A 15,714-nucleotide genomic window follows, 5' to 3' on the forward strand; every position below is an offset into this window, starting at 1 on the left:
ATGGCCGCTAAATCGAAAACACCTGAGATCCGATTCAAGGGTTTTACTGACCCTTGGGAACAGCGTAAGTTGGGGGATGTGCTAACGGAAAGAAATATCCAACGCGCGCAGAGCGAGGATTTTCCATTGGTTTCGTTTACGGTTGAGAACGGTGTGACGCCAAAAACAGAGCGCTACGATAGAGAGCAACTAGTGCGAGGAGATAGAGCTGCTAAGAAATACAAGGAAACGAGGTTGGATGATATCGTTTACAATCCAGCAAATCTGAAATTTGGAGCAATAGCTAGAAATACTCTCAGAAACGCTGTATTTAGCCCTATCTACGTTACTTTCAATGTTGATGAAACTGCTGCCCCTAGCTTTATAGAAAAAGTGGTTACAAGATCTAGGTTCATTCAGGGCGCATTGCGATATCAACAAGGCACAGTTTACGAAAGAATGTCCGTTAGTCCTGAAGAATTGTGTGACTTAAACGTGACATTGCCTTATTTAGATGAGCAACAGTATATAGGAAGTTATTTCACCAACCTCGATCACCTCATCACCCTTCATCAGCGTAAGTGCGACAAGCTCAAACAGCTTAAGCAGTCCCTGCTCGAGAAGATGTTCGTATAAGGAAAGCCTATGTCGTATCAGCCGCCCTTTACTCTCAACAGCCAGATACTCGACCTTGTTGCCGACATTGCTCAAAAGGTGGGCCGAGTGGATGCATATGGCCAGATCAATCGCAGTCTACAGCTGCGTAAGGAGAACCGTATACGGACTATCCATTCTTCTCTTGCTATCGAGAACAACACGCTTTCGCTTGAACAGGTTACGGCGGTGATTGAGGGTAAGCACGTTATCGCACCACCTAAAGACCTTCTTGAAGTGCAGAATGCTATTAAGGTCTACGAGAATATTGATTCATTTAATCCTCTTTCGGTGGACGATCTCCTTTGTGCCCACAAGGAGCTTATGGGCGGGCTTGTTCCCGAGGCGGGTAGACTGCGTAGCGGTAATGTAGGGATCTTCGCAGGTGAAAGGCTTATACATGCTGGCACGCCGGCAAAGTACGTTTCAAACGTTCTGACTGATTTATTCTCATGGCTTGCTGCTGGCGAGTTTCATCCGCTTGTAACCTCGTGCGTGTTTCATTACGAGTTTGAGTTCATCCATCCTTTCCAAGATGGTAACGGTCGCATGGGCAGACTTTGGCAGACAATCATTTTGAGTAGATGGAACGACATTTTTGCATGGCTTCCTGTCGAAACGCTAGTCAAGGAACGTCAGAAAGACTACTACGATGCACTCTCTGGTTCTGACGAGCAGGGTGACAGCACACGATTCATTGAGTTTATGCTCGGCATGATTTCACAGACACTTGATGATGTTCTTGCTTCTGGCAATGATGTCGGTATAAATGACGGTATAAATGTCGGTATAACGAATGCGGCAGAGGCTATGCGTGAGCAGTTGCTTTTGCTCGTGAGTGGTAATCCGAGTATAACTGTTAAACAAATGGCAGCTGAACTGGGTATAAGCACTCGTCAGACCGAACGAATCGTTTCAAGCTTAAAGCAGGAAGGTAAGCTTGTCCGTATTGGCGCTAATCGCAATGGTCGCTGGGAGGTACGATAGGAATGTCTTCTCCTTGGGAACAGCGTAAGTTGGGGGATTTTGCCTCAAAGAAGACCTCCAAGAACAATTCTTTGGCCTTTAGCGAAACTTTCACCAACTCTGCTGAACGTGGCGTTGTGAGTCAGTTGGACTACTTCGATCACGACGTCACGAATGCCGAAAGCATTGGCGGTTACTATGTGGTGGAACCGGACGACTTTGTCTACAACCCACGTATCTCTGTCACAGCTCCAGTAGGCCCCATTAATCGAAATCGACTAGGTAGAACTGGAGTTATGTCGCCACTATATACAGTCTTCGAAACCGATGAGTCAGTAGATAAGTGCTATCTCGAACATTTCTTTAGGACGCGAATTTGGCATAAATTCATGTTTTTGGAAGGCAATAGTGGCGCTCGTTCTGACCGTTTCTCCATTGGAGATGAAACGTTCTTCGAGATGCCAATCGCCTGTCCACTGTTTGAGGAGCAAAGAGCAATCGCAAGCTACTTGGAATCAATAGATTCTCTCATCACCCTTCATCAGCGTAAGTTGAAGTTACTAAAATACTAAGAAAGCAATGCTCGATAAAACGTTTGTCTAGGAGCTTTACATGATTTACGAAAACGAAGCTGATTTCGAAGAAGCGGTTATCAACGTCTTAAAGCAGCACGGCTGGGATGACGCTGATGGCGTTATAAAATATCCGACCGAGGCAGACTTGATTCGAAATTGGGCGGAAATTCTGTATCAGAATAACTCTGATCGTGACCGCCTGAATGGCTTTCCCCTTACAGATGGTGAGATGGCGCAAGTCATTGAGCAGGTTGAGGCTTTACGGAGTCCGCTTGCGCTCAATGGTTTCATCAACGGAAAAACTGTTGCCATTAAACGCGATAATCCTGATGATGCGGCACATTATGGTCGTGAAGTGAGTCTGAATATTTATGACCGCCGCGAAATTGCTGGTGGTAAAAGCCGATACCAGATTGCCCAGCAGCCTAGATATCCCGCGAAGAATAAGCTATTGAACGATCGGCGTGGAGATTTATGTCTGCTTATCAATGGCATGCCGCTTATTCATATCGAGCTGAAACGCAGTGGCGTTTCGATAAGTCAAGCATGCAATCAGATAGAGAAGTATTCTCATGAAGGAGTATTCACCGGAATTTTCCGGTTGGTGCAGCTTTTTGTTGCCATGAATCCTGATGATGCTGTTTATTTCGCCAACCCTGGTGCAGGAAATTTTAATTCGAATTTCTATTTCCACTGGGCTGACTTTAACAACGAACCCTATTGTGCCAACCAGAATCCGGGCGCCGATGATTGGAAACGTTTTACTTCGAGTTTACTTTCTATTCCCATGGCGCATCAGATGATCGGCTTCTATACCGTGGCCGATTCAGGGGATGGTTGCTTAAAAGTCCTGCGCAGTTATCAGTACTATGCCGCTAGTTCTATTTCTGACCATGTACGCGCATGCGATTGGGGAGCATCAACGCCTGCGGGCACGCCTGGAAGACCTGGTGGTTATATATGGCATACCACAGGTTCTGGCAAGACCATGACATCGTTTAAGGCTGCGCAGTTGGTTGCGGATTCCAGAGACGCTGACAAGGTCGTTTTTCTCATGGATCGCATTGAGCTTGGAACCCAATCGCTTAAGGAGTACCGAGCTTTTGCCGACGATGCTGATGACGTTCAAGCTACTGAAAACACTGATGTTCTGCGCCATAAGCTTGTTGAAAGCACCGACCCCAAAGACACTCTTATTGTTACTTCTATCCAGAAAATGAGCAATGTGAAAGTTGGTGAAGGTGGGATTACTCAGGCTGAACTCGATCGTATGGCCAAGAAGCGTATCGTTTTTATCCTCGACGAATGCCATCGTTCGACTTTTGGCACCATGCTACAGGATATTCGCACTAGTTTTCCCAATGCGTTGTTCTTTGGATTTACAGGCACTCCCATCCAGGAAGAGAACAAGAAAAAGGGCGCAACAACGTCGATGATATTCGGCAATTGTTTGCATCGCTACAGCATTGCTGATGGCATTCGCGACGGCAATGTACTCGGCTTCGACCCGTGTATGGTTACTACGTATAAAGATAAAGACGTGCGTAAAGCAGTTGCACTTGAGCAGGCAAAGGCCGACTCTGTCGAGGCTGTGATGGAAAATCCGAAGAAGGAGGAAATCTTTTATTACTGGATGAATGAGGCACCCATGGGTCCAAGGGTCAGCGACGCTGGCGAATATATCAAAGGCGTCGAGGATTTTATGAAGTCTGTCCAATACGATGAGGACACTCCCCATGAATATCAGGTAATCAATGACATCGTTGAGCAATTTCCGATATTAAGTCACGGTAATAAGTTTCACGCCATTCTGGCCACGAGCTCAATTTCAGAAGCTATCAGCTACTACCGTCGTCTTAAGGAGTGTGCCCCGCAGCTTAAATGCACTGCATTGTTTGATCCGAGTATTGATAACAATGATGGCGCTACAGTGAAGGAAGATGCGCTTGTTGAAATTATCGGGGACTATAACGATACCTATGGCAAGGAATTTGCTATTCCTACCTGGGGAAGTATGAAGAAAGATATATCGTCCCGATTAGCGCATAAAGAACCATACCTAAATATCGATAGCAACCGAGACAAGCGCATCGATATCTTAATAGTGGTCGACCAGATGCTTACAGGTTTCGACTCGAAGTGGGTGAATACACTGTATCTGGATAAGGTTATCGACTACGAAAGTATTATTCAGGCATTCAGTCGAACGAATCGTTTGTTCGGTCCCGAAAAACCCTTTGGCGTGATCCGCTATTACCGCAAACCTCACACTATGTCTGGCTATATCAAAGCAGCAGTAAAGCTGTATTCGGGCGACAAACCGCTCGATCTGTTTGTGCAGAAGCTTCACCAGAATATCAAGATGATGGATGCGCGTCTATTAGAGATAAAGGCACTATTTCAAGCTAACGGCGTGAGCGATTTAAGCCGATTGCCAGACTCTCGAGAAGCACGCGCTAAGTTCGCAAAAGACTTTGTAGAGCTGAGTCACTTTCTTGAATCTGCTCAGGTGCAGGGCTTTAGTTGGGACAAAGTAGAGTATGAATTTGAACCCGGCACGCTCGATGAGTCCATGCGTGATGAATTAAGAATGATAGATGGCGGATACGAGTCTTCGGGTAATTATATGATTGTGAAACCTAATATCGATGAGCGGACATACTTGATTTTAGCGCAGCGATATAAGGAGCTGTTTAAGTCTAAACTGGGTCCTACACCCGATGATGTTCCGTACGATATTGACGGACATTTAACGGAAATTGATACGGGAAAAATCGATACTGACTATATGAATTCAAACTTTGTGAAGTGGCTAAAAGCTCTAAACAGTGGCGACGACAATTTAGAAGCAGCTTCTGAAGAGTTACATCGTTCGTTTGCATCGCTGCCGCAGGACGAGCAACGTCTTGCGGAATTGTTTTTGCATGATGTTGAACGAGGGGACGTGAAGCTTGAGGATGGAAAGACGTTACGTGATTACATCACAGCGTATGGCCGCCATGAGAAGGATAGCCAATTCGATAAGGTGGTTGAGGCTTTAGGTGTTGATCGTGATTTACTGGTTGAGATGGCTGGTCTGGACCTAACGGAGGAGAACATCAACGAGTATGGACGGTTCGATCGTTTGAAGAACAGCATCGATAAGACCACAGCTAAGACGTATTTCGAAAGAGTCGAGGGCGTGTCAATTGCCCCGTTTAAGGTGCATGTAAAAGCTGATGAACTGTTAAAACGCTTTATTATTGAAGGTGGATTCGATTTAAATGATTAGCGAATGATTGTTTAGTTAGTTGTTGGGCCGTGGCATTTTTGTCGCGGCCCTTTTGTTTCAACCTGGGAAGATTCTCTCATCACCCTTCATCAGCGTAAGCGGCTATTCACTTCGAAGGGGTTAATCATGGAAGCAAATCAGGATCAACAGCTGTTTTGCGAGTATTACACACGTTGGGTAAAGGTATACAAAGAGGGTGCCATTCGTGATGTCACCATGGATAAGTACCGCTTAACACAATCGTGGCTTGATAAGCTTGTACCGAACCTTAGACTCTGCGACCTCACTCGCATAAGTTATCAGCAGCTTATTAACGATTATGCCGAGCATCATGAGCGACAAACGACAATGGACTTTCATCATCAATTGAAAGGGTCAATTTTAGATGCTGTTGACGAAGGTCTTATTCCGCGTGACCCTACGCGGAAGGTGATAATTAAGGGAAGGCAACCAAAGCCAAAGAAGATAAAGTACCTAAACCAATTCGAGCTTCACGCAATGCTTGCCGATCTTGATTTAGGGAAAGAAGCTACACTTGACTGGCTTATTTTGCTTATTGCTAAAACTGGCTTGCGGTTCTCCGAAGCACTTGGATTGATGCCGGCAGATTTTGACTTCACACACCAAACGGTATCTGTGAATAAGACTTGGGATTACAAGCGTAATGGCGGGTTCGTTCCAACAAAGAACGTTTCTTCTGTTCGCAAAGTTCAACTCGATTGGCAATTAGTGATGCAACTTGCTGGTCTTCTCAAGGAATTACCTGCTGAAAAGCCTATTTTTGTTGATGGGAAAGTTTACAACTCGACTGCCAATGGGGTTCTTGCTAGGCATTGTAAACGAGCTGGAGTTCCTGTAATTACAATTCATGGACTTCGTCATACACATGCTTCACTGTTGCTATTCGCAGGTGTTTCGATCGCGAGTGTTTCTAGAAGACTTGGTCATGCAAGCATGACGACAACTCAGGAAACTTATTTACATATTATTCGCGAGCTTGAGAATCAAGACATTGATATTGTTATGCGTTCGCTGGCGGCGCTTTCTTAAACGATTATCAACTAACGCTTACGCTGATGAAGGGTGATGAGGTCGTCGAGCCGCATGAAGTAGTTAGAAATTGATCGTTGCTCCTCAATTGTTGAAGGAATGTCCGCATCAATTTCAGCAAAACGTTCATACTTTAGCGTCTGCGTGTCCTTTGAATTACCTTGAGAATCACAGAGATATTTGTACAACATTCCTGGTCGCTTTAACAGATAACCAAAACATGTGGAGTCAAGCTTCATACGTGGTCTAACAACCACATAAGCTGGGCTTACGATGCCATTATATCGGCTAGAACCAACTGCGCCCTGCCACATGCGCATACTGTTGTATACGATGTCTCCTATGCGCACAACCTTGTAATTATTGATGCTTGCTCCAGGGTTGGTGTCTCGGTCTGACTCTGAAGCAGGATAAATACCGTTAGCCACACTTACTGATAGAATCTCTTCTGTTGCTGAACGCAGATCACTTTCCTCGAACAACTCGCCCAACTTACGCTGTTCCCAAGCGGGCAGCAAACGAAATAGGTCTCAGCACCAACAAGACAATTTGCTTAATACCGCAGTGCATTTTGGACTTCTCAATACCAATAGGGCGGGAAAGCATTCCAGCACGATAAGAAAATCTGAATAATTTGTGGGGTTTCAAAAAAGTTGCCGAAGTGTTGCCATAGCAACAACAGTTTCCTTTTCTTCGTGCTAGAAGTAATCCACAGTTAATTATTAGTTACACCTAACTCTTACGGCAACCGTTTAACTCGTGCCAAAGGGGTGGGTGTAACTGCTGAGCATTCTATAAGTACAGGCACCTTATACCTTATAAGTGCCCACAAACATATGTACCGACAAATGCTCAGATTGCAAGGGTAATTCTCAAGGGGATTTACATGAACAGTCTTGCTGGTTGTGTTGGTTTATCTGCCGTGATGGGAGCGTAAAGATGGATATTTTGACGAAGGATGGGCTATTGCGGAGGGTACTCGCTGCCTTCTTCGCCGCGGTTTTGGCGGTCTCGATGGTTCCTACTCCAGCATTAGCTGCAGGTAGTGCCGATAGCGCAAATCGCACAGCTGAAGCGCAGCAGCAACTAAATTCAGCATCTTCTCAGGAAGATTCATCCGATGACGCCTCTTCATCGGGGTCAAACGACGCTGAAGAATCTGATTCGGCACATTCCAACGCTACGGAATCAAGCAATGCAGATAGTCAAGAGAGCACTTCTGACCAGCAATCGAGTACAAAGGAAAGTGCCTCAACAAGCAATTCGGGAGAATCAGACAGCACCTCAAGCAGCGACGCGACTGTCCAAAATAGTGCCGCAGAATCAGTAACCGAATCATCCACGGAAGAATCTTCAGCTGAAGTGCTTGAGCGATCTGTCGCTGAAGGGAAAGAACTACTTTCTGCCGCCTTCTCGTCGGCTCCGTATGATGCCGATAACCCTTACACAAAGGTCGAAGTGGGCAAGTATGCACCAGGTACGTATACCGTAACGGCTAACCTATTTATTCCTGCTTCCAAAAACCCCTTCAACAAGTCTATTCAGGCGTATATGACTAATCCGGAAAACCCGCTGGGTATTGTTGAGCCAGACAATGGTGATCCCAGTGCAGTTACGGGTGGGGTTCCCATTTTCCACGTTAACAAGAATGCCACGCTTATCGTGGGCGAAGATGACTCCCTCACATTGACGATTCCTATTCGCAACCCTGTGTTTACGCTGCAGGGCATTGGCAGTGGGCAGGGTGTTGAATTGCTGAGCGCGCATACGCGCGCAGGCCAATATGGACCTCGTGGTGCTTCAGGTGAAATACTATCGGTTGGCCATACGAGTCGCGTTGATTCAGTTACCTTTAAGCTATCCAATAGTGGCAAGACTACTGACGGAAGCGATGGGTACACCATCCAGGGATGCAGTGAATACCCCACAATTCTCGATCAGAACTGGCATGTCGATCTTGATTTAACGGTTGATCTTTCGAATGTGCCTGCTTCTCAAAAATATGTTGCCAACCCCGTGGTCTCGCAGGATCTTGCTTATACCGGTCACGAACAACAGGGCGTGACATTTGAAATTGACAAGTGTGAGGTCACATCTGGTACGGCAGTTGCTACCAATGCAGGCGACTATTCAGTCACGCTCAAGCCGAAAGCCGGCTTTGTGTGGTTTGACGGCACAACTGATGAGTGTACCTTCGATTGGACAATTGCTAAGGCTCAGGTTGTTAAGAAATACGAGGTAGTTGTACCGTGCTCGGAAGATGTTTCTGAAACTATTGCCGCATTGCCTTCGGCTGATACAGTCAATGCGAATTTTACGTATGAGGGGCTTGCCGAAGGAGATACTCCCGAGTCGCTTGGCATTTCTGGTCAGACGTTTGATTCATGGTGGATGGGAGAATTAGAGTACGCCCAAACGATGCCCGAAATGTTCCATAATCTCGTTCCCACTGCATTAGAGGGTGAGTTCTCTGGTGAAAATGTGGGAACGGACAACTATGAGGTAAGCACTAAAGCGATCGCACATATTACTTTGGCACCAGGTCAGATGCCTATTGCCCATGATGTGGTGTATAACGGAGCAAGCCAGCTTGGTGTTGAGCAAGCAGATGGCACTCCATTTACCAATGTGGGTGATGGAAAAACTCGATGGACTCCCTGGAACGACTTTACTCAGACCTGGTTTCTGAATCTAGCCGCGCGTTCGTTTATTGACGTTGGCACCTATTCCGTTACACTTTCTCCGAGTGAGAACTGGGCATATGCAGACGGCTATTGGTCTGATGGAACGCATGAGCCCAAGACCCTTTCATGGGAAATTAAGCCTGCAACCTTAACGGCAAAAGCGCGTGACATTTATATTCATGAGGGCGAAGTTGCCAATTTGAAGGTGGACGTATCAGGCTTTGTTGCCCAAGAAAGTGCTGGCACTATAGCAGGATATGAAGCCCCGGTAGCTACTGTCGAAAACGGTAACACGAGTACGCTTTCAGTTGGCGATTATCCGATTACTGTTTCGGGTGGTAACGCGAAAAATTACGTATTTGAATACCGTTCGGCAACACTGCATGTGCTGCCCGCCAACACAGCTGCTGTTCCATTTGTGGAATCTAATCTAACGTATATCGGTAAACAGCAAGTTGGCGTTTCAACAGGTGCAGGATATACCGTTGAAGGAGGCACGGCTACCGATGCGGGCACCTATACCGCCACCGCAACACTAGCCGATGGTGTTTCAAAATGGGCCGATGGGAGCACCGAAAAGAGTCGTACGTTTGAATGGTCTATTGCTAAGGCAGAGCTAAAGGCGACATATATAAATGAATCGGTGTCTCGTAAAGACTATGAATCAGGCAAGGATGCTCCGGCGTTCCGTATAAAGGTGACGGGTTTTGTACATGGTGAAAGTCCTGAAGAAGGAACTGTTGCTAACTACGTTGCACCTGAGCTTTATTTGTACAAGGGCGAGGTAGGAGCAGCCGATCTTAAGGCGTCCGACTGGAAAGCCGATGAAGACAGTGCTGATTACGCTTTTATTCCAGCAGGAGGAAGCGCTAAGAACTACGAATTCTCTTCCTATAAGTGGGGAACCTTAGATCTTATTCACGATGCAGAGGACAATTATCGTGCCGCCTTCCCTTATATCGAAACACCGTTAACATACACTGGCAAACAGCAAACAGGTGTTTATTCTCGTGTAGGCAGCACCGTTATTACCGGTGCCTCGGGTGTAGATGTGGGAACCTATAAAGCAACGGTAGCACTTGATGATGAGCGTACTGGCTGGTGGGAAAGTAATTGGTATGGCGAAAATGAGAAGCCAACTGGGGAGACGCGCATTATTTCTGCCCAGTGGTCCATTGTCAAGGCACCGCTAGCAGCCAAGGCTCAAGACGTTACCATCACCGCAGGCGATGCTATTCCGTCGTTTACCGCTGAAGTAAGTGGCTTTAAGAATGGTGAAGCGTCCGAGAATGCTGCTGGCTACAAGGCTCCTACGGTGTCGCTTCCTGCCGGTGTATCTGCCAATACCCTTGAAGCAGGTAAGAGCTACGAGCTTTCCGTTTCGGGCGGCAGCGCTGACAATTACACGTTTGCCGATTACGAATCGGGTACACTTACTGTGCTTCCACGCGGTACAGTAGCCGAACCCACGGTTGCCCAAGGTCTTACCTACACGGGTAGCGAACAGCGTGCCATTCAGGAAAATGAGGCCTGGACACTTTCAGGTGCTACTGCCACTGCTGCAGGCGACCACGAAACAACCGTTACGCTCAATGCTGGTTATCGCTGGGCTGATGGTTCTACTGCACCAAAGACGTATCACTGGTCCATTAATAAGGCATCGCTGACTGCTACCTATGCGGGCGAAGAAATTACCGAAGGCGAAACACCTGCTCTGAAGGTGGATGTAACCGGCTTTGTTGGCGGCGAGACAGCCGATACAGCAGCTGGATATGCCGCTCCGATCGCTTCACTTCCCGAAGGTGTATCTGCCGATACGCTTGAAGCTGGCAAGAGCTATGAGCTTTCTGTTTCAGGTGGTGCGGCCGATAATTACACGTTTACCTATGCAGCTGGTACGCTTACGGTAAAGGCAGCAGACCAACCGCAGCCAGGTAAGCTTGCACCAGGTACGTATACGGTAACGGCTAACATCTCAATGATGACACCTCTTGGATTCCCTGGATATACGACAAATCCTTTCAACCCTGAGGGTATTGGCGGTAAGGGCGGTATTCCAGATGCCCCTGTTTCTAATAACGCCACATTGATAGTTGGTGCTGATGGAACGTATACACTTTCTCTCAATTTGGTTAACCCTGTTTTCACCGTGCAGAATGCAGAAAGTAGTGATGGGGTGACCGTTGAAGCTGTCGATAGAGTTCCTATTGAACAGAAAGATGACGACGAAGAATATAACAAGTCTGTAGCTGCCGATGGAGTTACTTCGCGCATAGCTCATATGACTCTTAAGCTGAATGATGTAAGCGGCAGCTATCATTTCGATAACTGGAAGGTGTATGCGACTACTCTTAATACATTCTTCCCGAATAGTCGGTATCCGCAGATAAATTCTCTTGATTTGTCTGTTGATTTCGATCACGCGCAAAAGCAAGTGGAAGGTGATTATTCAAAGACCTTCACCGACCATGCAACGGGTGTGAGTGTTACCGTTTCAGCTGAAAAAGGTGCCGATACTATTTCTCAACTGGAAAAAGCTTCACTTCAAGTTGAAAAGGTTGAAGCGGGATCAGAACACGATGGCGCCGTACAGGCATTGATGCAATTATATGCCTCTACACCGAGTTTTTCTTTCTACAAGATTTCACTTATTGCAGATGGGGAAGCCGTCAGCTTTGATGACAAAACTGCTGCAGAGGTTTCAATTCCGACTACACAGACAAGTGCTGATGTTTATTCCTTTAAGAAGGCATCATTGAGCGCTATTTCATCTCAAACGTCTTCAGGTGTGACCACATGTAAGTCGTCACAGCTCGGTAGTTTTGTGGTAGTTGATTCCCAAGGAGCCGCTAAGTTTACCTGGTCGCACACAGTGCGGAATGCATCAACGGGCGCTTCGATGACCTATTCCACCGATGCGAGTGTGGAAGATACACTTTTTGAGTCTGCCTATGGCCCAGGACATGGTCTTGAAGCTCTTGAATGGTATGGGAGCTATATGGATGAGAGCGGGGTTTCATCCTCGCAGGCACCCGACTCATTTAGTGAGAAAGCGCTTGCTGCTGCGAAGGAGTCTGGCAGCAATAGTTTAACCGTTGCGGGTACTTATGCCATGGGCATCTCTTATTCCATGGATGGCACAGGAGTGCCCAATAACTTATTTGACTCGCTTGCTCTTGGCTATACCTTCACGGCAGGCGTCAACCCACTTTCAGCGGTTGTGCCAGTAGGTAACAATGATGCTTCGGTCTATGCTGTCTATGGGACGGTTGGTGAAGGAGCAACAGGTGCTAAGAAACTTGATGCTCAAATAGCCGATGGATATGCCAAGGTGTCGCTCAATGATTCTGATGCACAGATACCAGGGTTGAGTTCGATGCTCTTCCATGCTGCTGCTAATGTGGGGGACTATACTGGAGCACCACAAACGGCAGAAACACAGATTGCCTATCTGGTTGCAGTTGAACCTTCAACTCACAAAATTGCAAAGCCAACTGCCGCAGAAGGGCTTATCTATAATGGCCAAGAACAAACCGGTGTACCTGAAGCTGAAGGGTATGATGTTACAACCTCTCAAGCAAGTAATGCCGGTACCTATCAAAGTGTCGTAACGCTGAAAGACGGCTATCTCTGGTCTGACGGTACAAAGGATGCTTTGACTATCAACTGGTCAATTGCCAAAGCAGAGCTTAATGCCACTGCTGCAGATGAAACCATTACGCAGGGACAAACCCCTGCCTATCAGGTAAACGTGACGGGCTTTGTCAATGGTGAAACAGCCGATACGGCAGCTGGCTATACTGCTCCTGTTGCATCGCTTCCCGAAGGGGTATCTGCCGATACGCTTGAGTCTGGTAAGAGCTATGAGCTTTCTGTTTCAGGTGGTGCGGCCGATAATTACACGTTTACCTATGCAGCCGGTACGCTTACGGTAAAGGCAGCAGACCAACCGCAGCCAGGTAAGCTTGCACCAGGTACGTATACGGTGACAGCCAATCTTGCAATGCCTGGACAGTACAACCCAGTGATCAAAGGTCTCACGGTATATGCCAATAGTCCTGACAATCCCTTTGGCCCTACGATTGATGAAAACAATCCGGCCGAGGTTCACAATACAGTGCCGTCAAATCCGCAAAGCGCCAATGCAAAACTTGTCGTGGGTGTTGATGGCACGAAGACACTTATTCTGCCGGTGAAGAATCCTATTTTCACAACGCAGGATCTGGGCGTATGCGGCGACCTTTCTAACGTGCATACCGAACGGATAACCCCCACAGCTGGTGGTGGTACGTATAGTGGTAGCTATGGAAATAAGACCGATCGTATTCATATGATGTCGGCCGAGCTGCCTGCAGAACAGTCAACAGGTACAGCAACATTCAATTTCTCGGGCAGTAAGTTGTATGCCGTGCCGCTTGACCTTGAATTGGCGCCTTCAGGGAGCATTGCGCTTCAGCTGACGGTGGATTACAACAGTTTGAGCAAGGATTCTGACAACACCGAATTGCCGTCATTTGCGAAGAGTGATACGCCAAAGCCAAATCCAGATCCAACGCCAACTCCTGATCCAAGTCCTACGCCAAATCCTGGCCCCACTCCTGGTCCCACGCCGAATCCTGGCCCTACACCGGTTCCAGATCCTCAATCGGATCCAGGTGATCTTATCGAAACGCATAACGGACATTTGGCTGCGGGAACGTATACGGTATCAGCAAATATTTGGGTAAATAAGGCAACCTCCGGTCTGCCGCTGCAGCCTCATTTCACGAGTGCTGCCTTCCCGCCGATGAATCCGGTGTCGAAGAACGCTACGCTGCGCGTAGAGGAAGATGGCCATACCTATGTGACGGTGCCCATTGTGATTCAGTCGCGTGTTATGCAGGTGCTCAGCCTTTCAGGGCTGAATATCGTCAGTCAGTCCTATTCGGGTGAGGGCCTTTCAAGTATTACTGTTGATCTGGGTATTCTTTCAGGTACCGACACGATTACAAAGAACGTGACGGCAAATATCCGATTGGGTACGCTGGCTAAGACCATTATTGGCGGCGCTGAGAATCGGACGTGGGCGTGCACATTCCAGGTAGTATTTAACGGTTCGCCGACCTCCAGCGGTGGCGGTACCGTCCCGAAAGCTGTTCAAGCTATTTTGGATGCACAAGGGTCCGACGGGCGCAATGCGAATGCCGATGAAGACGCTCAGAACGCAGCTGATGCCGCACTGGCAGCGCTCGATGCCGAAGAGGATCTAGCTGACGAATCTGCTATTACCCTTGCGGGTAGTCAGTCGGCCAAAGGGCAAGGGAAGAATGCGACTGAACAGGCATTGGATGATGTCAATCAAGCCATTCGGAACAACCCTGAGCTCGTAATAAGTCTGGTCGCTCTTATTGTTGTGGTAATCGGAGTGGTGTCATATACGCTGTACCGTCGCGGCAAACTGGGCGGTGTCGGGAAGTAAGTCAGCCCACTTAATGGTTTGACCTGCGATAACAGGTGTTAAACCATGAGGATTAAGGACCCCTCGGTGCAGCCGGGTGTTGCGCTGAGGGGTCCTTGTATGAAAGGAAGAAACGTTGAAACAGGGACTTTCGATACATTCTTGGTGCGCTGCTGTCGTGATTTTAATCTGCTTAGGGGTTTTCTGCCTTTGTCCAGCTGGTGCCTATGCTGCGCCACTTGCGGCAGGCACCTATACGGTTTCTGCGAATATCTGGGTAGACCGATCTGACAGTGGACTGCCTTTGAATGTTCATCTAACAAGCAATGCGTTTCCACCGATGGACCCATCGCAATCGAACGCGATAGCATACGTCGACGAAGAAAACCACACGTGGGTACGTCTGCCTATTACCATTCAGCCCAATATTATGACGCTGCGTTCAGTAGAGGGTCTTGATCTGGTAGGAGAAGAAGCTGCCGGTACGACAGGTGCTGACGATGCGAGCGGTGCTGCTGATGAAGATGCGGCTGACAATGGTATCTCTTCATTAACAATCGATTTGGGCATACTTACCTCTGATGATGCTGTGATGCGGTCCTGTACTGTACAGGTGACAGCAGGCTCTATGGCGTTGTCGTTAGCGGGAAACGCTTTAGACAATACGCCCGATCATACATGGCCGGCTACATTGGAAATGGACTTTACCGGAACGGCAGCAAGCGGTGGGGGCGAAGTGCCGCAGGTGGTGAAGGATATGGCTTTAGGTGCATCGCCTACATCGTCATCAGCTGCAGCGCTTGCGGCGCTTGATGCGGCTGAAGATGCAGGTGCAACATCACATGCTGTATCGCCGAGTCGCATGCCGATAGTTATCGGGATAGCGGGCGCCACTTTGGTTGCACTTGTCGCAGTGATTGTGTTGGTTGTTCGTGTTCACCGTCGGTCGCGGGCGGCATAATGAGTGTAGAGATCTGTGCCCATTACTTGCTGGTGCTACGCAGTAGCGTGGCGCAATTCGTGTGTTAATGCGCATCTGTTGCTGCTAGTACTGTAGGCGAGGTAGGCAAAAGTTCATACGTGTTATCGGTGGTACGC

8 protein-coding genes are annotated in these 15,714 nt (G+C 47.7%); 7 read left to right on the top strand and 1 reads right to left on the bottom strand.

The window, feature by feature from the left end; translation table 11 throughout:
• From CCUR_RS01545 to CCUR_RS01565, 5 genes are all read left to right on the top strand, one after another.
• The gene (locus CCUR_RS01545) at positions 1-615 is read left to right on the top strand and encodes a restriction endonuclease subunit S domain-containing protein (RefSeq protein WP_049754275.1); all 615 of its coding nucleotides are present in this window, start codon (positions 1-3) and stop codon (positions 613-615) included.
• A 9-nt stretch (positions 616-624) separates the two neighbouring features.
• The gene (locus CCUR_RS01550) at positions 625-1,620 is read left to right on the top strand and encodes a Fic family protein (protein ID WP_012802729.1); all 996 of its coding nucleotides are present in this window, start codon (positions 625-627) and stop codon (positions 1,618-1,620) included.
• A 2-nt stretch (positions 1,621-1,622) separates the two neighbouring features.
• Positions 1,623-2,171, top strand: coding sequence for a restriction endonuclease subunit S (locus CCUR_RS01555; protein ID WP_012802730.1), 549 nt, complete (start codon positions 1,623-1,625; stop codon positions 2,169-2,171).
• 40 nt (positions 2,172-2,211) lie between these two features.
• A complete protein-coding gene (locus tag CCUR_RS01560; protein ID WP_012802731.1) occupies positions 2,212-5,445 on the top strand; it encodes a type I restriction endonuclease subunit R, EcoR124 family in 3,234 nt (1,077 codons plus the stop codon).
• 126 nt (positions 5,446-5,571) lie between these two features.
• Complete coding sequence (locus CCUR_RS01565) at positions 5,572-6,495, top strand: site-specific integrase (RefSeq protein WP_012802732.1); 924 nt, start codon at positions 5,572-5,574, stop codon at positions 6,493-6,495.
• A gap of 11 nt (positions 6,496-6,506) precedes the next feature.
• On the opposite strand, the gene CCUR_RS01570 is transcribed toward CCUR_RS01565, so the two are convergent.
• A complete protein-coding gene (locus CCUR_RS01570; protein ID WP_280985058.1) occupies positions 6,507-7,013 on the bottom strand; it encodes a restriction endonuclease subunit S in 507 nt (168 codons plus the stop codon).
• A gap of 421 nt (positions 7,014-7,434) precedes the next feature.
• Here CCUR_RS01570 and CCUR_RS07175 point away from each other — a divergent pair, with 421 nt between their 5' ends.
• A complete protein-coding gene (locus CCUR_RS07175; RefSeq protein WP_012802734.1) occupies positions 7,435-14,637 on the top strand; it encodes an MBG domain-containing protein in 7,203 nt (2,400 codons plus the stop codon).
• A 115-nt stretch (positions 14,638-14,752) separates the two neighbouring features.
• Complete coding sequence (locus tag CCUR_RS01585) at positions 14,753-15,577, top strand: hypothetical protein (protein WP_012802735.1); 825 nt, start codon at positions 14,753-14,755, stop codon at positions 15,575-15,577.
• Positions 15,578-15,714 lie beyond the last annotated feature (137 nt).

Origin of the sequence: Cryptobacterium curtum DSM 15641 (assembly GCF_000023845.1) — a bacterium.
GTDB classification, from domain to species: Bacteria; Actinomycetota; Coriobacteriia; order Coriobacteriales; family Eggerthellaceae; genus Cryptobacterium; species Cryptobacterium curtum.